We start from the raw sequence: 20,781 nt of genomic DNA on the forward strand, positions 1-20,781 counted from the left end.
TCAGCCTCCAGGCTTGCCGGCGCGCAGCAGGCGCCAGGCGTTGGCCACCACCAGCAGCGACGACACCGACATGCCGATGCCCGCCATCCAGGCGGTGACATAGCCGCTTGCCGCCAGCGGGATGGCGATCACGTTATAGGCAAAGGCCCAGGCCAGGTTCTGGCGTACCACACGGCGGGTGCGGCGGGCCATCTTGAGCGCGTTCGCGATCTCCGCCACGCGGCCATGGGTCAGCACCGCGTCGGCGCCGGCCTGCGCCAGCGGCGCGCCGCTGCCGATGGCGATCGAGACTTGCGCCTGAGCCAGCACCGGCGCGTCGTTGATGCCGTCGCCCACCGCCAGCACCACGGCGCCGCCACGCTGCAGGCGCGCCACGTACTCGCGCTTGCCTTCAGGCGTGACGCCGCCCTCGCGGCGCGGGATCTGGAAATGATCGGCCCACCAGCCGACGGTGGCCGGCGTATCGCCCGAGACGAGATGGCAAGTCACGCCGAGCGCGCGCAACTCGCTGAGCAAGCGCGCGGATTGCTCGCGCGCCACATCGGCCAGCTCGAACACCGCCAGCGCACCGGCGGCGCTGCCCAGCCACACCAGCGTGGCGCCGCGGCGCTCGCTGCCGGCAAGTTCGGCGTGCCAGTCGGCGGCGCTGCCGTGCTCGCACAGCGCCTCCACGAACTCGCGGCGGCCAAGGCGGTAACGCTGCCCATCCACATCGGCTTCAAGGCCCTGCCCCGGCACATTGCGCATGGCGTCGATGGCGAGCGTCTCGTGCGCAAGGCCTTGCGCCTGTGCGGCTTCGACGATGCCGCGCGCGATCGGGTGCTCGCCGGAGCGTTCCATGGCCGCGGCCAGGCGCAGGCAGGTGCCGGCATCGGCATCGGCATCGCCGTTGGACTGCGTGCGCACCAGCGCGAATCGCCCTTGCGTGAGCGTGCCAGTCTTGTCGAGCATCACGTCCGTGACGCTGGCCAAGGTCTCCAGCGCGTGGCCGCGCGTGAGCAGCAAGCCGCGGCGCGACAGCGCGGCTCCGGCCGCGGCCAGCGCCGCCGGCGTGGCCAGCGAGAGCGCGCACGGGCAACTCACCACCAGCACCGCCACCGTCACGAGCAACGCGCGCGCGGGATCGATCCAGGCCCACCAGACGGCGCCGGTGACGGCCGCCAGCACCAGCAGGATGGCGACGAACCAGCCCGCCACGCGGTCGGCCACGGTGGCCAGGCGCGGCTTCTCGGCCAGCGCGCGGTCCAGCACGGCGACGATCTCCGCCAGCCGGGTACCCGCCCCTACCTTGACCACGCGCAGCTCAAGCGGGCTCGCGGTATTGAAGCAACCTGCCAGCACGGGATCTCCGATGCCGCGCGGCACCGGCCGGCTCTCGCCAGTCAGCATGGATTCATCGAGCTCGCTCGCGCCGGCGATCACCGTGGCATCGGCGGGTACCACCTCGCCCGCCTTGACGCGGATCAGGTCGCCAGCGCGCAGGCGTGCCACCGGCACCCGCTCGCCCGCGCCGCCCTCGGCACGCAGGCGCTCGCAGGTGGCGGGCAACTGCCGCGCCAGCATCTCGGCACCACTGCGCGATGCCTGGCGCACGCGCAGTTCCAGGTAGCGCGCCAGCAGCAGGAACGCCACAAACATGGTGACGGAATCGAAGTACACCTCGCCGGTGCCGCGCAGCGTCGCCACGGTGCTGGCGATAAAGCCCGCGCCCACGCCCAGCGCCACCGGCACATCCATGCCCAGGTGGCGCTGCCGCAGCCCGCGCCACGCCCCGGTGAAGATCGGCGAGGCCGAGTACAGCACCACGGGCAAGGTCAGCACCAAGCTGGCCCAGCGCATCAGCTGCAACTGGCCGGGATCGATGGTGGCTTCATGGGTATAGATGGGCCATGCGTACATCATCACCTGCATCATGCCGAGCATGGCCACCGCCATGCGCATCAGCAGCCCACGGCGCGCGTGGCGGTCCTGCCGGTCCGAGCGCGAAACCTCGAACGGCCAGGCCAGGTAGCCGATCCCCGCCAGCGCGGCGAGCAAGGCGGAGACCGGCTGCTCGGCCGCGCGCCAGCGCACCACCACGCGGCGCGTGGCCACGTTGGCGATCACCGATTCCACGCCGGGCAGGCTGCCCAGGTGCTGCTCGATCAGCCAGGCGCAGGCGGCGCAGCGGATGTTCTCCGGCGCCAGCGTGATCTCGGCCCGACGTTCGTCCAGCGGGCGCACGAACTGGGCCCGTAGCTCCTCGGTGTCGTAGGCGGCCCATACAGGCTCGGCCTCGCGCCGCGCCGCGTCGTCGATCGGCCGGGCAAAGCGGGCCTGGTCGCCATAGAGATGGCCGAACCCGGCTGCGTGCAGTGTCTGCGCCAGGGCCTGGCAGCCACCGCAGCAAAACGCCTGTTCCTCACCGTTGATGCTGGCATGCAAGGGCGACTCGCCGGCCACGAGCGGCTGTCCGCAGTGGAAGCAGCCCGCGCGCCCGGCGGCCGCAGGCGCGCCGCTTGCGCGGGCAAGCGGCGGATCGGGCAGGACAGGATAGGCTGGGGCTGGGGAAATCGGCATCGGGACTCTTTTTTACCAACTGCATGGTAAGAGTCCCGGCGGCAAGCCGCTTTGATGCAGATCAAGCGGGTGGCCAGACGGCGCCTTGCGCGCCGCTTGCGCAGGGCGTCAGGTCAGCGAGGTGTCGACCGTGCGGCGTGGCGCTTCCAGGTATTCACGCGACTGCATCTCGATAATGCGCGACACCGTGCGGCTGAACTCGTTGGCCATCTGGCCCTCGGTGTAGAGTTCATCCGCCGGCACTTCCGCAGAGATCAGCAACTTGACCTTGTGGTCGTAGAACACGTCGATCAGCCAGGTGAAACGGCGTGCCTCCGACGACATGCGCGGCGTCATCCTGGGCACGTCCGAGAGGATCACCGTGTGGAACTCGGTGGCCAGCTCCAGATAGTCGTTCTGCGAGCGCGGGCCGCCGCACAGCGTATTGAAATCGAACCAGACCACCCCGCCCGCCTTGCGTAGCGCGCGCAGTTCGCGGTGCTCGATATGCAGGATGGGGGATTCGTCGGCCACGCCGGCAATGCCGGTAAAGGCATGGCGCAGGGCTGAGCTGGCCTCGGGTCCCAGCGGCGTGTGATACGCCTCTACCTGCTCCAGCGCGCGCTTGCGGTAGTCGATGCCGGCATCGACATTGAGCACGTCGAGCTTCTCCTGCAGCAGCGCGATGGCCGGCAGCACGCGATCCCGGTGCAAGCCGTCCGGGTACAGCAGGTCCGGCCGGTAGTTCGACGTCATCACAAACTGCACGCCGTTCTCGAACATCTGCTGCAGCAGGCGGTGCAGGATCATCGCATCGGCCACGTCGCTGACGTGGAACTCATCGAAGCAGATCAGGCGGAACCGCCGCGCGATGCGCTTGGCCAGTTCGTCCAGCGGATCCGGGCGCCCGCGCAACTCTTCGAGCTGGCGATGCACCTCGCGCATGAATTCGTGGAAATGCAGCCGCGTCTTGCGCACCACCGGCACGCAGGTATAGAAACTGTCCATCAGGAAGGACTTGCCGCGCCCTACCCCGCCCCACAGGTACACGCCCTTGGGCACGTCCGGGTGCACCAGCAGCTTTTTCAACGTGCTGTTGCGCCGGCTCTTGTAGGCCACCCACTCGTCGTAGCATTGCTGCAGGCGCTCGACGGCGCGCAACTGCGCGGGGTCGGTGGTGTAGCCACGTTGCTTCAGTTCCTGCTCGTAGTACTCACGGACGTTCATGCTGACTGCTTGCGCTGGATGCCGGGCGGGCGCCGGCTTGAATGAGGATCGGGGCGCGTGACAGGGCAAACTGCCCCTGCCGCCCCGAAAGCGAAAACGGCGCGCCGCTGGAGCGGCGCGCCGGTACTGAACAATACTCGGGCTATTGCCTTACATATTGAGCTGGCGCTTGTCGACAGCCAGTGCGGCTTCGCGCATGACTTCCGACATCGACGGATGCGGATGGCAGGTGCGGCCGATGTCTTCGCTGGCGGCCTTGAACTCCATCGCCACCACGGCTTCGGCGATCAGGTCCGAGGCATTCGCGGCAACCACGTGCACGCCCAGGATCTCATCGGTCTTGGCATCGGCCAGCATCTTGACGAAGCCATCCGAATGACCCATGCCCAGCGCACGGCCGTTGGCCATGAACGGGAACTGGCCGGACTTGTACTCGCGGCCTTCGGCCTTGAGCTGCTGCTCGGTCTTGCCCACCCATGCGATTTCCGGGAAGGTGTAGATCACCCACGGAATGCAGTTGTAGTCGATATGCGGCTTCTGGCCGGCGATGCGCTCGGCAACCGCCACGCCTTCGTCCTCTGCCTTGTGGGCCAGCATCGGGCCGCGCACCACGTCGCCGATGGCCCACAGGCCCGGCACCTTGGTCGCGCAGTGGTCGTCCACCTCGATGAAGCCGCGCTGGTCGGCCGCCAGGCCGATGGCGTCGAGGCCGAGGTTGTCGGTGTTGGGCACGCGGCCAACCGACACGATCAAGCGATCGACTTCCAGGGTCTGGGCAGCGCCGTCCTTGTCGGTGTAGCTGACGGTGACGTTGTCCTTGCCGGTCTTGACCTCATTGACCGTCACGCCCAGGCTGAACTTCAGGCCTTGCTTGGTCAGCAGCTTCTGCGCTTCCTTGGCCACGCCTTCGTCGGCGGCGCCCAGGAACGCGGGCAGCGCTTCCAGCACGGTCACTTCGGCACCCAGGCGGCGCCACACGGAACCCAGCTCGAGGCCGATCACGCCAGCGCCGATCACACCCAGCTTCTTCGGCACGCCGGCGAACTTGAGCGCGCCTTCGTTATCGCTGACCAGCACGTTGTCCACCGCGACGCCCGGCAGGTGACGCGCCTTGGAGCCCGTAGCGACGATGACCTGCTTGGCCGTCACGACTTCGGTACCTGCCTTGCCGGCGACCTCGACCTGGAAGCCCTCGGCGGTCTTGCCGACGAACTTGCCGTAGCCCTTGAGCAGCGTGACCTTGTTCTTGCGGAACAGGAACTCGATGCCCTTGGTCATCTTGCCGACGATATCGTCCTTGCGCTTGAGCATCTTGGCCACGTCGACCTTGACATCGCCAACCGTGATGCCGTGGTCGCCCAGGTGATGCTGTACGTTCTCGAATTCTTCCGAGGATGCCAGCAGTGCCTTGGAGGGGATGCAACCCACGTTCAGGCAGGTGCCGCCCAGGCGCGGTTCGTCCTTGGGATCGTCGTAGGCATTGCCTTCGCAGCAGGCCACATTCAGGCCCAGCTGGCCGGCACGAATGGCGGCGATGTAGCCGCCGGGGCCGGCACCGATCACCAGCACGTCGAATTGTTTGCTCATGGAGATTCCTTTTGCAGCCACGGCGGGGCAACGTCGCCCGCCGGGCCGCTTTCAACTCTTCGGTCCGTCATGCCCGCCAGCGCCGCGCCCGATGACGGACACGGCGGGAGAAACGCGGGCAAGACCTCAGGCTTTGCAGATGATTACAGGTCCAGCAGCAGGCGTGCCGGATCTTCCAGCGCGTCCTTCATGGCGACCAGGCCCAGGACGGCTTCGCGGCCGTCGATGATGCGGTGGTCGTAGGACATGGCGAGGTAGTTCATCGGACGGATCACGATCTGGCCGTCTTCCACCACCGGGCGGTCCTTGGTGGCGTGCACGCCCAGGATCGCGGATTGCGGCGGGTTGATGATCGGCGTCGACAGCATCGAGCCGAAGGTACCGCCGTTGGAGATCGAGAACGTACCACCGGTCAGTTCTTCCAGCGACAGCTTGCCGTCACGGGCCTTGGCGCCGAATTCAGCGATCTTCTTCTCGATCTCGGCCAGGCTCATCTGGTCGGCGTTGCGCAGGATAGGCACCACCAGGCCACGCGGCGAGCCCACGGCGATACCGATGTCGAAGTAGCCGTGGTAGACGATGTCGTTGCCGTCGATCGAGGCGTTGATCAGCGGGAACTTCTTCAGCGCGTGGACCGCGGCCTTGACGAAGAAGGACATGAAGCCCAGCTTCACGCCGTGCTCCTTCTCGAAGCGGTCCTTGTACTTGTTGCGCAGGTCCATCACCGGCTTCATGTTCACTTCATTGAAGGTGGTGAGGATGGCGTTGGTGCTTTGCGATTGCAGCAGGCGCTCGGCGATACGGGCGCGCAGGCGGCTCATCGGCACGCGTTCTTCCGGGCGGTCGCCCAGGGCGGCAAAGTCCACCGGGGCGGAAACCTGCTGCAGCGCCGGCTTGGCAGCGGCCGGAGCCGGTGCTGCCTTGGCGGCCGGTGCGGGAGCGGGCGCGGCAGTCGCGGCCAGCACGTCGCCCTTGGTGATGCGGCCATCCTTGCCCGTGCCTGCAACCTGGCCTGCGGACAGGCCGCCTTCGGCCATCAGCTTGGCTGCCGAAGGCATGGCCACGGCGCCGGCTGCTGCCGGAGCGGCTGCGGCGGCCGGGGCGGCGGCAGCGGGTGCCGGTGCGGCAGCGGCGGGAGCGACGGCGCCAGCGGTGGCTTCGGTGTCGATCTTGGCGATCACTTCGTCGGCAACCACGGTGTCGCCGTCGTTGCGGATGATCTGCGACAGCACGCCAGCCGACGGGGCCGGCACTTCGAGCACGACTTTGTCGGTCTCGATTTCAATCAGGATTTCGTCTTGGGCAACGGCTTCGCCCGGCTTCTTCTTCCAGTTCAGCATGGTTGCTTCTGCAACCGATTCAGAGAGTTGCGGAACCTTGACGTCAACAATAGCCATGGTTGGAATTTCCTTGATGTATTCGTTTTGCTTAAGGCAGGTGGCAAAAAACATGGCGGTGCGCGCTTTTCGCGCGCGCCGCCATGCTGGCCACGATCATTTGGTCAGGACAAAGCCCTTGAGCTTGGAGAACGCCGCATCCAGCAGCGCCTTTTGTTGCTCGTTGTGCTTGGCGTAGTAGCCCACCGCCGGCGATGCCGAGGCGGGACGACCCGCGTAACCGAGCTTCTGGCCTTCCGCCATGTTCTCCATGATGAAGTGCTGGACGAAGAACCAGGCACCCTGGTTCTGCGGCTCGTCCTGGCACCACACGATTTCGTTGGCGTTCGGGTACTTCTTCAGCTCGGCTGCCACTGCCTTGTGCGGGAACGGATACAGCTGTTCCATGCGAATGACGGCCGTGTCGGTCGCGCCGCGTTCCTTGCGGGTATTGACCAGGTCGTAGTAGACCTTGCCCGAGCACATGATCACGCGCTTGACCTTGCTGGCGTTCAGCTCTTCGTGATCGGGGATGACCGTCTCGAAGTGACCCTTGGCCAGGTCGGACAGCGGCGAGACCGCTTCCTTGTTACGCAGCAGCGACTTCGGCGTCATGATCACCAGCGGCTTGCGGAACAGACGGATCATCTGGCGGCGCAGCAGGTGGAAGATCTGGGCCGGGGTGGTCGGCTGGCAGACTTGCATGTTGTGGTCCGCGCACAGCTGCAGGAAGCGCTCGATGCGCGCCGAGCTGTGTTCCGGACCCTGGCCTTCGTAGCCGTGCGGCAGCATCAGGGTCAGGCCCGAGGCGCGGCCCCACTTCACTTCGCCGGAGGAGATGAACTGGTCGATCACCACCTGGGCGCCGTTGACGAAGTCGCCGAACTGGGCTTCCCAGATCACGAGCGCGTTCGGCTCAGCGGTGGAGAAGCCGTATTCGAAACCGAGCACAGCCTCTTCCGACAGCACCGAGTCGATCACCGTGAACGGTGCCTGGTTCTCGGACACGTTCTGCAGGGGCACGTAGCTGCCTGCATCCCAACGCTCGCGGTTCTGGTCGTGCAGCACCGAGTGGCGGTGGGTAAAGGTGCCACGGCCGGCGTCCTGGCCAGTGATACGCACCGGGTAGCCCGAAGCCACCAGCGAGGCGAAGGCCAGATGCTCGCCCATGCCCCAGTCCAGCGGCTGGTCGCCGCGGCCCATGTTGGCGCGATCCTTCACCACCTTCTCGACCAGCGGATGCAGCTTGAGGTGTTCGGGGATGGCGGTGATGCGTTCGGCCAGGCGCTTGAGCTCGGTCACCGGCACGGCGGTGTCGGCGGCGTCGGTCCACTTGCGGTTCAGGAACGGCATCCAGTCCACGGCGAACTTGTTCTTGAAGTTCGACAGGACGGGGTCGACCGTGTGCTTGCCCGCGTCCATCGCGGCACGGTATTCCTTGACCAGCTGGTCGCCGAAGTCGGCAGCCACCAGGTTCTGCGCGGTCAGCTTGTCAGCGTACAGCTTGCGCGTGCCCGGGTGCTGGGCGATCTTCTTGTACATCAGCGGCTGGGTAACGGCCGGCGTGTCCTGCTCGTTGTGGCCCAGCTTGCGGAAGCAGATGATGTCGACCACGACATCCTTCTTGAACTCCATGCGGAAGTCCACGGCCAGCTGCATGGCGAACACCACGGCTTCGGGATCGTCGCCGTTGACGTGCAGCACCGGTGCCTCGATCATCTTGACGACGTCGGTGCAATACAGCGTGGAACGCGAGTCACGCGGGTCCGAGGTGGTGAAGCCGATCTGGTTGTTGATCACGATGTGCATCGTGCCGCCCGTGCCGTAGCCGCGGGTCTGCGCCAGGTTCAGCGTTTCCATCACCACGCCCTGGCCTGCGAATGCCGCGTCGCCGTGCACTTGCACCGGCAGCACTTCCGCATGGCCTGCGGGTTCGCCGCGGCGTTCCTGGCGGGCCTTGACCGAGCCTTCGACGACCGGGTTGACGATTTCCAGGTGGGACGGGTTGAAGGCGAGCGACAGGTGAACCGGACCGCCTTCGGTGGAAACGTCGCTGGAGAAGCCCTTGTGGTACTTCACGTCGCCGGCCGGCAGGTCATCGACGTGCTTGCCTTCGAACTCGGCGAACAGGTCAGCCGGCATCTTGCCCAGCGTATTGACCAGCACGTTCAGGCGGCCGCGGTGGGCCATGCCGATCACGATTTCCTGCACGCCCTTGCTGCCGCTGTGCTGGATCAGTTCGTCCATGGCAGCGATGAAGCTCTCGCCGCCTTCCAGCGAGAAGCGCTTCTGGCCAACGTACTTGGTGTGGAGGAAGCGCTCCAGGCCTTCGGCCGCGGTCAGGCGGTCGAGCACGTGCTTCTTCTTTTCGAGGGTGAACACCGGCTTGGAACGCGTGGTTTCCAGGCGCTCTTGCCACCAACGCTTTTGCGCCTGGTCGCTGATGTACATGAATTCGGCGCCGATGCTGCTGCAGTACGTTTCGCGCAGGTTGTTGAGCAGCTCGCGCAGGCTCATCGATTCCTTGCCGAAATACGTATTGCTGGCGTTGAAGACGATGTCGAGATCGCTTTCGGAGAAGCCGTAGAACGCGGGGTCGAGGTCCGGCAGGGGCGGACGTTCCTGGCGCTTGAGCGGATCCAGGTCTGCCCAATGCGAACCGATGTTGCGGTAAGCGGCGATCAGCTGCGTGGCAGCGACGCGCTTGCGCCCCATATCGGAGTCGGCCGAGGCAACAATAGTCTTGATCGGGCCCGCCTTGGCGCGCTCTGCGAACGAGGCGACAATGGGAGCGTGGGGAATATCGCGGGCGTTGGAGCCATCGACAGCCGGCACGTTCTGCATCGCGTCGAAGTACGCGCGCCAGTTATCGGGAACCGAGGAGGGATTTTCGAGGTAGGCCTCGTACAGCTCTTCTACATAGGGGGCATTGCCGCCGAAGAGGTACGAATTGCTCTGATACTGCTGCATCATGGGGCGCTCACTATTATCCGGGAATGCCGGAATAAAGCGGGTTCATCAACCTTCCGCGACACGGCTTGACCGGTTAGCGGATTGCAAACAACTCTTTCTGGGCAGCAACTGAAACACATTAAATGCATCATTATGCAAACGGCACCGCAGCGGGTGCCGATCTGTTCAGTCGCCCTGAAAGGGTCAGTTGTGCGTGGAAGGACCTAAGTCTTCACTCGCATAAGAATAGCACGTTTGCCACGTGAGCCGAGGGAATTTTGCCGTAACGCGCGCGGGCCGCTCCGCAGTGTTGCGATGCGGCCAAGACCGCCTCCCGAGGCAGACGACGAAACCCATGCGTTCGATAGCATGGAGCCGGAAACCAAAGGAGCGATCCGTGCACCTCTTGCCACACCCGCCACGGGCCAGCGCCCGGCCCCGCCAATGATGCCCGCCCCCACCGCCGACGCCGCGGCACCAAGCGCCGCTTTCGCCACATGGCGCGCGGACCTGGTGGCCGGCCTGGCCATCGCCGGCCTGCTGCTGCCCGAGGCCGTAGCCTATTCCGGCATTGCCGGGCTGCCGCCGCAAGCCGGCGTGATCGCGCTGTTCGCGGGCCTGCTGGTCTACGGCCTGCTTGGCAGCAGCCGCTTTGCGATCGTTTCGGCCACCTCGTCGTCTGCCGCGGTGCTGCTGGCAGCCACCACGGCTGCCGCCGAAGGCGACGTCGGACTGCGCATTGCGCTCGGCGCCGCCGTGATCCTGCTGGCGGGGGTGCTGTTCCTGCTGGCGTCGCTGGCGCACCTGGGGGCGATCTCCAACCTGATCGCCAAGCCGGTGCTGCGCGGCTTCGCGCTGGGACTGGCGCTGACCATCGTGCTCAAGCAATGCCCAAAGGTCCTGGACGTGCATCCGGCGCACGGCGACTTCCTGCGCCTGGCCTGGGAATTGCTCGCCAGCTGGCGCCACTGGAACCTGGCTGGCGCGGCGGTGGCACTGATTGCGCTGGCGCTGCTGCACCTGTTCGCGCGCTGGCGCGCCATGCCGGGCGCGCTGCTGGTCATCGCCGCTGGCATCGTGCTCGACCTCAGCGGCTGGACCCAGGCACATGGCGTGGCTGCCGTCGGCAACATCGCCCTGCAGTTCTCGGCGCCACGGGTGCCGGACCTGAGCACGGCCGACTGGATGCGGGTGGGCGAACTGGCCGCCGCGCTGGCCCTGATCCTGTACGCCGAGAGCTACGGCTCGATCCGCACCTTTGCCATGCGCCACGGCGACATCGTCTCGCCCAACCGGGACCTGGCGGCGCTGGGGCTGGCCAACCTCGCTTCGGGGCTGTTCCAGGGCATGCCGGTGGGCGCGGGCTTTTCCGCCACCTCGGCTAACGAAGCAGCCGGCGCGCAAAGCCGCCGTGCCGGCTTGATCGCGGGTGCCGTGGTCTTTGCCGCGGTATGCACCCTGCTCCCCTGGATTTCGCACACGCCCGAACCGGTACTCGCGGCCATCGTGATCCGCGCGGTCGGGCACAGTCTCAACCCGGGCAGCCTCAAGCCCTATTTCGACTGGCGGCGCGACCGCCTGGTCGCGGTGACCGCCTTTGCCGGCGTGCTGTTGCTGGGCGTGCTGCATGGGCTGCTGCTGGCGATCGGGGTCAGCCTGGCGATGCTGCTGCAGCGCTTGTCGCGCCCGCAGGTGAGCTGGCTGGGGCGGTGGGCCGATAGCCACGACTTCGTCGACACGGCGCGCCACCCTGAGGCCACCGCACCCAAGGGACTGCTGATCGCGCGCCCGGAGGTACCGCTGTTCTTCGGCAACATCGATAGCGTGCTGGGCACCGTGCGCCAGGCGCTGGCGCGCGAGCATCCCCAGTACGGCCTGATACTCAGCCTGGAAGAATCGTCGGACCTCGACGGCACCGCCCTTGAAGCCCTGGGCGAACTGGCGGTGTTCGCGAAGGCCCACGGCATGCCGCTACGGCTCGCGCGGGTCAAGGACGAGGTGCGCGACCTGCTGACGCATGCGCGCAACCCAGCCCTGCCCGAGGAAATATGGCGCGGCTGGAGCGTGGACGATGCGGTGCGCGACGCGTTGGCGCAGCCTGCGTGAACAGGCCGCGCCAGCACCGCCGGGCGGGCTAGTCCTGGCGCGGCGCGATCAGGTCGACCGCGTCGGTAATCAGTGCGTCCAGCCCCCAGCTCAGCAGCTCCGTCGCGCGCGCCGGGTCATTGACGGTATAGCAGGCCACCCGGAAGCCAGCCGCATGGGCCGCCTGGATGACCTCGGCGGTAAGCTCGCGATGGTTGGCATCGAGCGCCACGCAGTCCAGCCGGCGCAGCCGCTCCAGCCAGTCGGGCGGCAGCTTGTCCAGCAGCAGCGCGCGCGGCAGGCCAGGCGCTGCCTTGCGGGCCGATTCCAGCGACTCTTCCGAGAATGACGACAGCAGCGGCAGCACATCGCTGCCGGCCCACAGCGCCTGCGCGTCGAGGGCTACCGCCGCGCCGGTGCGCCATTCCGCGCCGGGCACGGGCTTGATCTCGATATTGACGAAGAAGCCGTTGGCACGGGTATAGCGGGCAATCGCCGCCAGCGTGGGCACTGGCTCGCCGGCATAGGCAGGGCTGTGCCAGCTGCCCGCGTCCAGCATGGCGATCTCGCCCAGCGTCAGCGCATCGGCCCGCCCCTGGCCGTTGGTGGTGCGGTCCAGTGTGGCATCGTGCAGCAGCACCGGGCGTCCGTCGCCCGACAGCTTCACGTCGAACTCGAACATGCGGTAGCCAAACGATGCGCCGTGGCGGAATGCCGCCAGGGTGTTCTCGGGTGCGAGCTTGCCCGCGCCACGATGGGCGACATGGCGCGGATAGGGCCAGGCGGCTAGGGTCATGTCAGGCCTCGATGCGCTTGCCGGAATCGGTGTCGAAGAAATGCAGGTGCTCGGCCGTGGCCGTGATCGGCAGGCGATCGCCGCCGCGCACCGGCATGTTGCTGTCCAGCCGCACCACCACCGGCTGGCCGCCCAGCGTGCCATACGCAAAGGAGTCGGCGCCGAGCGCCTCGACCAGGCGGACCTCGATCTCGGCGATCGCCTCATGCGCCGCGCACGGCTCGATATGCTCCGGACGCAGGCCCAGCAGCGCGCGCTCGGGCAGGTGCAGGCCCATCGGCAGGTGGCCAAGGGTGGCGGGCGCGCCTTGCGCACCCGGCTTCTGCTCCACGCGCATCTGCGCTTCGCCCTGCCCGCCGTTGGTCCGCGCCACCGGGACCAGATTCATCGGCGGCGAGCCGATAAAGCTGGCCACGAAGGTGCTGGCCGGGCGTGCGTAGACTTCCAGCGGCGTGCCGATCTGCTCCACGCGCCCGCCATTGAGCACCATCATGCGGTCCGCCAGCGTCATGGCCTCGACCTGGTCGTGAGTCACGTACATGCTGGTGGTGCGCAGGCGGCGGTGCAACTCTTTCAACTCCAGGCGCATCTGCACGCGTAGCTTGGCGTCGAGGTTGGACAGCGGCTCGTCGAACAGGAACACGGCAGGCTCACGCACGATCGCGCGGCCCATGGCCACACGCTGGCGCTGGCCGCCCGACAGCGCACGGGGCCTGCGCTCCAGCAGGGGCGCCAGCTCCAGGATGCCGGCGGCATGCTTGACGCGCTGCTCGATCTCGCTCTTGTCCATGCCGCGTATCTTCAGCCCGTAGGCCATGTTGTCGTACACGCTCATATGCGGGTAGAGCGCGTAGTTCTGGAACACCATGGCGATGTCCCGCTCGGCGGGCTCGAGGTTATTGACGACCTTGTCGCCAATATGCACCTCGCCGCCGCTGATGGCTTCCAGCCCGGCCACCATGCGCAGCAGCGTGGACTTGCCGCAGCCCGAGGGGCCGACGATGACGATGAACTCGCCATCGTTGATTTCCATATCGATGCCGTGCACAACCTTGACGTTGCCGGCGTAAGTTTTCTGTACGTTGCGAAGCGACAGTTTTGCCATTGCTATTCTTTCTCGCTGGGCAAGCGTGGCGGGCGCGTCATCCAATGAGCGCCCCGCCCCGCCCGCTTATTTTTCGGTTTCGACCAGGCCCTTGACGAACCACTTCTGCATCAGCACCACCACGATCGCGGGTGGCACCATGGCCAGCATCACGGTGGCCATCACCAGGTTCCAGTCGGTCGCGGCATCCCCGGAGCGGGAGATCATCTGCGTGACGCCCACCACCACCGGCGTCATCGACTTCTGCGTGGTGATCAGGAGCGGCCACAGGTACTGGTTCCAGCCGTAGATGAACTGGATCACAAAGAGCGCCGCGATGCTGGTCTTGGACAGCGGCAGCACCACGTCCTTGAAGAAGCGCAGCGGCCCGGCACCGTCGATGCGCGCGGCCTCGGCCAGCTCATCCGGAATGGTCAGGAAGAACTGGCGGAACAGGAAGGTCGCGGTCGCCGAGGCGATGATCGGGATGGTCAGGCCGAAGTAGCTGTCCAGCATGCCGAGATCGGACACCACCTTGTAGGTCGGCAGGATCCGCACTTCCACCGGCAGCATCAGCGTGATGAAGATCATCCAGAAAAAGGTCTTGCGCAGCGGGAACTGGAAGTACACCACCGCGAAGGCCGAGATGATCGAAATGGTGATCTTGCCCAGCGCGATGCCCAGCGCCATGATCAAGCTGTTCAACATCATGGTGGAGACCGGCGAGGCGGCATTGCCCACGCCGGCGACCAGCACGGTGCGATAGTTCTCCAGAAAATGGCTGCCCGGCAGCAGCGTCATCGGCGCCTGCAGCACCTCGTCGGCAGTCAGCGTCGAGGCAACAAAAGTGACATAGACGGGGAAAGCCACTACCACTACGCCCAGCACCAGCATCAGGTGCGAGAGAAAATCTAGAAAGGGTCGTCGTTCTACCATTTTGCCAATCCTTCAGTACTGCACCTTGCGTTCCACGTAGCGGAACTGCACCACCGTGAGAACAATCACGATCCCCATCAGCACGACCGACTGCGCGGCCGAGCCGCCGATATCGAGTCCGCGGAAGCCATCCTGGTAGACCTTGTAGACCAGCGTATTGGTAGCGTTGACGGGGCCGCCATGCGTTACCGCGTCGATAATGGCAAAGGTGTCGAAGAAGGCGTACACCACATTGATCACCATCAGGAAGAACGTGGTCGGCGACAGTAACGGGAATATGATCGACCAGAACCGGCGCCAAGGCCCCGCGCCATCGATGGCGGCTGCCTCGATCAGCGATTTAGGGATGCTCTGCAAGCCGGCCAGGAAGAACAGGAAGTTGTAGCTGATCTGCTTCCACGCTGCGATCAGCACCACGAGCAGCATGGCCTGGTTGCTATTGAGCAGGAAGTTCCAGTCCACACCGAATCGATGCAGCGCGTAGGACACCACGCCCAGCGTCGGATTGAACATGAACATCCACAGCACGCCCGCCACCGCCGGCGCCACGGCATACGGCCAGATCAGCAGCATCTTGTAGCCACTGGCGCCCCGCACCACGCGATCGGCAAAGTAGGCAAGCATCAGCGAGACCGTCAGCCCGACCAGCGTCACCCCGACGGCGAACACCCCCGTGACGCGAAACGAGTTCAGGTACTGCGCATCACTGAACAGATCGCGGAAGTTCTCCAGGCCAACGAACTGGAGATCAATGCCGAAGGCATCCTGCCGCAGCACAGACTGGTACAGCGCCTGCCCGGCCGGCCAAAAAAAGAAGATCAGCGTCACCGCCATCTGCGGCAGCACCAGCAGATAAGGCAACCATGAAGATCGGAATACGACCCGTTTTTCCATCACGCATCCAAGCCACCGCTATGCGCGGCGCGTCATCAGTCATAGCCAGTGCGGCGAGGCTGCCGCACAAACCAAAGACGGAGGCACAGCCTCCGCCTCCCAAACACTCAAGAAGCCGCAGCGCTTATTCGCGGACCGTCTTCTGGAAACGCTCCAGCAATTCATTGCCGCGCGCAACCGCCGAATCCAGTGCCTCCTTAGGTTGCTTCTTGCCGGTCCACACCGCTTCGAGCTCTTCGTCGATCACCGTACGGATCTGCGGGAAGTTGCCCAGGCGGATGCCGCGCGACTTGTCGGTGGTCTTGACGATCATCTGCTTGACCGCCACGTCCGCGCCGGGGTTCTTCTCATAGAAGCCCGATTTCTTGGTGAGTTCGTAGGCTGCCGTCGTCACCGGCAGGTAGCCGGTCGACTGGTGCCAGTCGGCCTGCACCTCGGGGCGCGACAGATAGGTGAAGAACTTGGCTACGCCCTTGTACTCCTCGGCCTTCTTGCCGCCCATCACCCACAACGAAGCGCCGCCGATGATGGTGTTCTGCGGGGCGCCCGGCACGCCTTGCTCGTACGGCAGCTGCGCCACGGTGAAATCGAACTTGGCGTTCTTGCGGATATTCGCCAGCGCCGCCGAGGAACCGGTCAGCATCGCGCACTGGCCGGCAATAAACTTTGCCTTCGGCTCGTCCTTGCGGCCGCCGTAGACAAAGTAGCCCTTCTGCTGCATGTCGAGCAGGTTGGCAATATGCTTGACGTGCAGCGGCGAATTGAACACCAGGCGCGCGCCCGTGCCACCGAAGCCATTGTTCTCGGTAGCGAACAAGACGTTATGCCAGGCCGAGAAGCTTTCCAGCTGCACCCACGACTGCCAGTCGGTGGTGTAACCGCAAGAGATGCCGGCAGCCTTGAGCTTGGCGGAATCGGTGGCCACCTCTTGCCAGGTCACGGGCGGCTTGTTCGGATCCAGCCCGGCCTTCTTGAAGGCGTCCTTGTTGTAGTACATCACCGTGGTGGAGCTATTGAACGGGAACGACAGCATCTCACCCTTGTTCGAGGTGTAGTAGCCAGCCACCGCCGGGATGTACATCTTGGCGTCGAACTTCTCGCCAGCGTCCTTCATGACCGTTGCCACCGGCTTGATGGCACCCTTGGCGCTCATCATGGTAGCCGTGCCCACCTCGAAGACCTGCAGGATCGCCGGCGCGTTGCCCGAGCGGAAGGCAGCGATGCCCGCGGCCAGCGACTCGTCGTACTGGCCCTTGTAGATCGGTACGATCTTGTAGTCGGACTGGCTGGCATTGAACTGCGTGGCGATCGCGTTCACCTTCTCGTTGAGCGCACCTTCCATCGAATGCCACCACTGGATCTCGACGGCGGCATTGGCCGATCCTGCGCCGGCCAGCATGGCAAAGGCGGCCAGGGTCAACGCGGTACGTTTTACGGTCATGGAAATTTCTCCTGTTCTATCTTGTACATTGGACAAAAATCGTCCGACTGTATGCAGTTTTTGTGACAGGCGGATGTTACCCCGCCTTGTTGGATTGGAAAACCGGGCATTTCCACTAAATTACAATAATATGACAACGATTTATCGGCAGCTTGACAGGGTAGAATCTCGCGCTATGCAAGCCATACAAAGCCTTCCCGCCCCGGCGCTGCGCCGGATTCGCGGCGTGCTGACCGATATCGACGGCACCATCACCACCGACGGCAGGCTGCCGGCGGCCACCTACCTGGCGCTCGACCGCCTCAAGGCAGCCGGGCTGCACGTGATCCCGGTCACGGGACGCTGCATCGCCTGGGCCGAGATCCTGACGCGGTTATGGCCGGTGGACGCCATCATCGGCGAGAACGGCGCCTTCTACTCGCACCTGCGCGCGGGCAAGCTGGTGATCCGCTACCTGGACGATGCGGCCACCCGGGCTGACAACCTGGCGCGCATCCACGCGCTTGGCAAGCGCATCGTGCAAGAGGTGCCAGGTTGCGCACTGGCGTCCGACCAGGCCTGGCACGCCGCCGACCTGGCCGTCGACCACGCCGAGGACGTCGCCCCCCTGCCGCCCGCCGCGGTTGAGCGCATTGCCGGGCTGATGCGGGAAGCCGGCATGACCGCCACGGTCTCGTCCATCCACGTCAACGGCTGGTTCGGGGATCATGACAAGCTCAGCATGAGCCGTTTGTGCGCTGCGGAATTGCTGGGCGCCGACCTGGATGCCGAGCGGGAGGAGTGGTTGTTTATCGGCGACTCCGCGAACGACGCCAGCATGTTTGCCCATTTCCCGTTGTCGGTCGGGGTGGCCAACATCCGCGACATCCTGCCGCAGTTGCCGGCAAAGCCCGCCTATATCACCGAGGCAGCCTGCGGCGAGGGCTTTGCGGAAATGGCCGAGCTTCTGCTGGCCGCGCGCGGCTGACCTGCCAATGGCGCGCCGCCAATAAAAAACAGCCGGGCAAGCCCGGCTGTTTTTTTATGCGCTGCCACTACGGCCATGAGCCGATTCAATCGAAGCCCAGTTCCTGCAGCTTGCGCGTGATGGTATTGCGGCCAATGCCCAGGCGCGTGGCCGCCTCGACGCGGCGTCCGCGGGTGACGCCCAGCGCAGCCTCCAGCACGGCCTTCTCGAACCGCCGCGTCAGCGCGTCCATGACTTCCGGCTGGCCGGACTCCAGCATGGCGCGGGCTTCCCCCGCCAGCAGGTGCTCCCAGCCGGCCAGCGCGCTGGCCGCAGCCGAGCGGCCGGCGTAAGCCAACGCAGCGTCTGGCTCCCCACCCAGGGTGGAAGGCGCGGCGCCGTAGTCGACGGCGTCATGGCCGTCGGCATCGTCCGCCCTGCCCTCTGCCCGGAACTCCGCCTGGCGCGCCGCGCCGGCACCGCCGCCCGGCGCCGTGCCGGTGCCGATCATCTCGGCCGGCATGTCCTTGACCTCGATGGTCTGCGCAGGCGCCATCACGGTCAGCCAGTTGCACAGGTTCTCCAGCTGCCGCACGTTGCCGGGGAACGGCAGCGTGCCGACATAGGCCAGCGCCTCGTCCGACATGCGCTTGGGCTCCACGCCCAGTTCCTTGGCACTCTTCTGCAGGAAATGACGCGCCAGCAGCGTGATGTCTTCCGGGCGTTCGCGCAGCGGCGGCAGGCGCAGGCGGATCACGTTGAGGCGGTGGAACAAGTCCTCGCGGAACAGACCTTCCTTGACGCGCGTTTCCAGGTTCTGGTGGGTGGCGGCAATCACCCGCACATTGGCGCGCAGCGGGTTGTGGCCACCCACGCGGTAGAAGTTGCCATCCGACAGCACACGCAGCAAGCGCGTCTGCAGGTCGAACGGCATGTCGCCGATTTCGTCGAGGAACAGCGTGCCGCCCTCGGCCTGCTCGAAGCGGCCGCGGCGCATGGTCTGCGCGCCGGTAAAGGCGCCGCGCTCATGGCCGAACAGCTCCGACTCCAGCAAGTCCTTCGGGATGGCCGCGGTATTGAGGGCGATAAAGGGCCCGTTGGCGCGCGGGCTGTGCTTGTGCAGCGCCTGCGCCACCAGTTCCTTGCCGGTACCGGACTCGCCGGTGATCAGCACCGTCACGTTCGATTGCGACAGGCGGCCGATGGCGCGGAACACGTCCTGCATGGCCGGCGCCTGGCCGAGGATCTCGGGCGCGTCGACCAGGCGGTCTTCGAGCTCCTCCTCGCGCAGGCTTTCCTGCAGCGCGCGGCGGATCAGCTCGACCGCCTTATCGACATCGAAGGGCTTGGCCAGGTACTCGAAGGCGCCGCCCTGGAAGGCCGCTACCGCGCTATCCAGGTCGGAGTACGCCGTCATCACGATGACGGGCAGCCCCGGGTGCCGTGCCTTGAGCGCTTGCAGCAGGTCCAGCCCCGAGCCACCCGGCATGCGGATATCGGAGATCAGGACCTGTGGTTCGTCGTCTTCCAGCGCGGCCAGTACATCGCGCACGTTGGTGAAGCTGCGTGAGAGCAGGCTTTCGCGGGCGAGGGCCTTCTCAAGAACCCAGCGGATTGATTGATCGTCGTCGACTATCCAGATCGGCTTCATGTGCGTCGCTTGTCTGCTCGGTGTCATTTGGTCTTCCGTGAACCTGGCCGCACACCGCCGGCAAGCCGGTCGGCAGCAATCATTGGGGCAGTTCCAATTGCTGTCGCCGATGCGATCAATGCAGGGGCAGCAGGATACGGAAGTCGGTACAGCCCGGCCGGCTCTCGCATTCGATCAAGCCCTCGTGCTGCTGCACGAAGGTTTGAGCGAGTGTGAGACCGAGGCCGCTACCGCCATCCCTGCCCGACACCAGCGGGTAGAAGATGCGTTCGCGGATATCCTCGGGGATGCCCGGACCGTTATCAATGACATGCAAGTCCAATGCCAGCTTGAACAATCGCTTCGCTATGGTTACCTGGCGGGCCACCCGGGTCCGCAGGATGATCTGCGCATCGCCCCGCGCCACGCGCTCCGCAAGTGCCTGGGCAGCGTTGTGGACGATGTTGAGCACGGCCTGGATCAACTGCTCCATGTCGCCGCGCAGGTCTGGCAGGCTCGCGTCGTAATCGCGCACGATATCCAGCCCGGAAGGGAATTCGGCCAGCACCACCGAGCGCACGCGCTCCAGCACCTCGTGGATGTTGAGGTCGGACACGATGTGCGGATGGCGGTGCGGCTCCAGCAGGCGGTCCACCAGCGTCTGCAGGCGGTCCGACTCCTTGATGATGACCTGGGTGTACTCCCGCAGCGAACGGTCAGGCAACTCGAACTCGAGCAATTGCGCCGCGCCGCGGATGCCGCCCAGCGGGTTCTTGATCTCATGCGCCAGATTGCGGATGAGTTCCTTGTTGGCCGAGGTCAGGTCGAGGATGCGCTCCTCGCGGTCGCTGCGTACCTTTTGCTCGTTGGGCAGCACTTCCACCAGGACCGTGTCGGCCGTGGCATCCAGCGCGCCGATCACCACGTGCGCATGCATCGGCTCCTGCAGGGGCGGATGCAGTATCACATCCTGCCGGCGCGCATCGAACTGCCGTGAGATCACGGTCTCGATCATGCTGCCGAGCTCTTCCGAGGCACCGAACAGGTCTGCCAGCGACAGCTCCACCATGGCTTTGCGCGACACCGCGAAGCTAGCCTCGGCGGCGGGATTGGCGTAGACGATGCGCAGGCCTGGCTGGCGCACCAGCAACACGGGGTTGGCGACCACGTCCAGCCCCTGGTGGTAGGACACATCGCCCAATGGCAGCACCGTGGCTCCATCCTCTGCCGGCGTGCCAGCCCCGGCCGAAGCCACCTTGCGCGAGACGCTGCGAATCAGGCGACGCATA

General features: G+C 65.7%; 14 protein-coding genes. 2 read left to right on the plus strand and 12 right to left on the minus strand.

Going from position 1 to position 20,781, the window contains the following annotated elements; genetic code table 11:
- From ACX12D_RS11845 to ACX12D_RS11865, 5 genes are all read right to left on the minus strand, one after another.
- Complete coding sequence (locus tag ACX12D_RS11845) at positions 1 to 2,559, minus strand: heavy metal translocating P-type ATPase (RefSeq protein WP_459371281.1); 2,559 nt, start codon at positions 2,557 to 2,559, stop codon at positions 1 to 3.
- A 108-nt stretch (positions 2,560 to 2,667) separates the two neighbouring features.
- The gene (gene zapE, locus ACX12D_RS11850) at positions 2,668 to 3,765 is read right to left on the minus strand and encodes a cell division protein ZapE (protein ID WP_441640969.1); all 1,098 of its coding nucleotides are present in this window, start codon (positions 3,763 to 3,765) and stop codon (positions 2,668 to 2,670) included.
- Positions 3,766 to 3,915: 150 nt separating this feature from the next.
- Positions 3,916 to 5,352 carry a dihydrolipoyl dehydrogenase gene (gene lpdA / locus ACX12D_RS11855; RefSeq protein WP_459371282.1) on the minus strand — a complete coding sequence of 479 codons (1,437 nt, stop codon included), beginning with the start codon at positions 5,350 to 5,352 and terminating at the stop codon, positions 3,916 to 3,918.
- A gap of 143 nt (positions 5,353 to 5,495) precedes the next feature.
- Entirely contained in the window at positions 5,496 to 6,749 is a 1,254-nt protein-coding gene (gene odhB, locus ACX12D_RS11860; protein WP_441640967.1) for a 2-oxoglutarate dehydrogenase complex dihydrolipoyllysine-residue succinyltransferase, read from the minus strand.
- A gap of 96 nt (positions 6,750 to 6,845) precedes the next feature.
- On the minus strand, positions 6,846 to 9,701 hold the full coding sequence (locus ACX12D_RS11865) for a 2-oxoglutarate dehydrogenase E1 component (protein ID WP_441640966.1): 2,856 nt from the start codon (positions 9,699 to 9,701) through the stop codon (positions 6,846 to 6,848).
- Positions 9,702 to 10,124: 423 nt separating this feature from the next.
- Between ACX12D_RS11865 and ACX12D_RS11870 the strand changes: the two genes are divergently transcribed.
- On the plus strand, positions 10,125 to 11,786 hold the full coding sequence (locus ACX12D_RS11870) for a SulP family inorganic anion transporter (protein WP_459371283.1): 1,662 nt from the start codon (positions 10,125 to 10,127) through the stop codon (positions 11,784 to 11,786).
- 28 nt (positions 11,787 to 11,814) lie between these two features.
- Here the strand turns inward: ACX12D_RS11870 and ugpQ are convergent, their stop codons facing one another.
- The 5 genes from ugpQ to ugpB form a co-directional block, all read right to left on the minus strand.
- A complete protein-coding gene (gene ugpQ / locus ACX12D_RS11875) occupies positions 11,815 to 12,561 on the minus strand; it encodes a glycerophosphodiester phosphodiesterase (RefSeq protein WP_459371284.1) in 747 nt (248 codons plus the stop codon).
- A 1-nt stretch (position 12,562) separates the two neighbouring features.
- Complete coding sequence (locus ACX12D_RS11880; protein ID WP_459371285.1) at positions 12,563 to 13,666, minus strand: sn-glycerol-3-phosphate import ATP-binding protein UgpC; 1,104 nt, start codon at positions 13,664 to 13,666, stop codon at positions 12,563 to 12,565.
- Between the two features lie 66 nt (positions 13,667 to 13,732).
- Positions 13,733 to 14,581, minus strand: coding sequence for a sn-glycerol-3-phosphate ABC transporter permease UgpE (gene ugpE / locus ACX12D_RS11885; protein WP_459371286.1), 849 nt, complete (start codon positions 14,579 to 14,581; stop codon positions 13,733 to 13,735).
- A 12-nt stretch (positions 14,582 to 14,593) separates the two neighbouring features.
- Entirely contained in the window at positions 14,594 to 15,475 is an 882-nt protein-coding gene (gene ugpA / locus ACX12D_RS11890) for a sn-glycerol-3-phosphate ABC transporter permease UgpA (RefSeq protein ID WP_174423278.1), read from the minus strand.
- A 124-nt stretch (positions 15,476 to 15,599) separates the two neighbouring features.
- Positions 15,600 to 16,916 carry a sn-glycerol-3-phosphate ABC transporter substrate-binding protein UgpB gene (gene ugpB, locus ACX12D_RS11895; RefSeq protein WP_174423279.1) on the minus strand — a complete coding sequence of 439 codons (1,317 nt, stop codon included), beginning with the start codon at positions 16,914 to 16,916 and terminating at the stop codon, positions 15,600 to 15,602.
- A gap of 175 nt (positions 16,917 to 17,091) precedes the next feature.
- Here ugpB and ACX12D_RS11900 point away from each other — a divergent pair, with 175 nt between their 5' ends.
- Positions 17,092 to 17,883, plus strand: a complete 792-nt coding sequence (locus ACX12D_RS11900; RefSeq protein WP_459371287.1) for an HAD-IIB family hydrolase — start codon at positions 17,092 to 17,094, stop codon at positions 17,881 to 17,883.
- Between the two features lie 85 nt (positions 17,884 to 17,968).
- On the opposite strand, the gene ntrC is transcribed toward ACX12D_RS11900, so the two are convergent.
- Positions 17,969 to 19,513: a nitrogen regulation protein NR(I) gene (gene ntrC / locus ACX12D_RS11905; protein ID WP_459374004.1), complete on the minus strand. Its 1,545-nt coding sequence runs from the start codon at positions 19,511 to 19,513 to the stop codon at positions 17,969 to 17,971.
- A 115-nt stretch (positions 19,514 to 19,628) separates the two neighbouring features.
- Complete coding sequence (glnL, locus tag ACX12D_RS11910) at positions 19,629 to 20,780, minus strand: nitrogen regulation protein NR(II) (RefSeq protein WP_441640959.1); 1,152 nt, start codon at positions 20,778 to 20,780, stop codon at positions 19,629 to 19,631.
- Position 20,781 lies beyond the last annotated feature (1 nt).

It is taken from the genome of Cupriavidus sp. PET2-C1 (assembly GCF_054515855.1).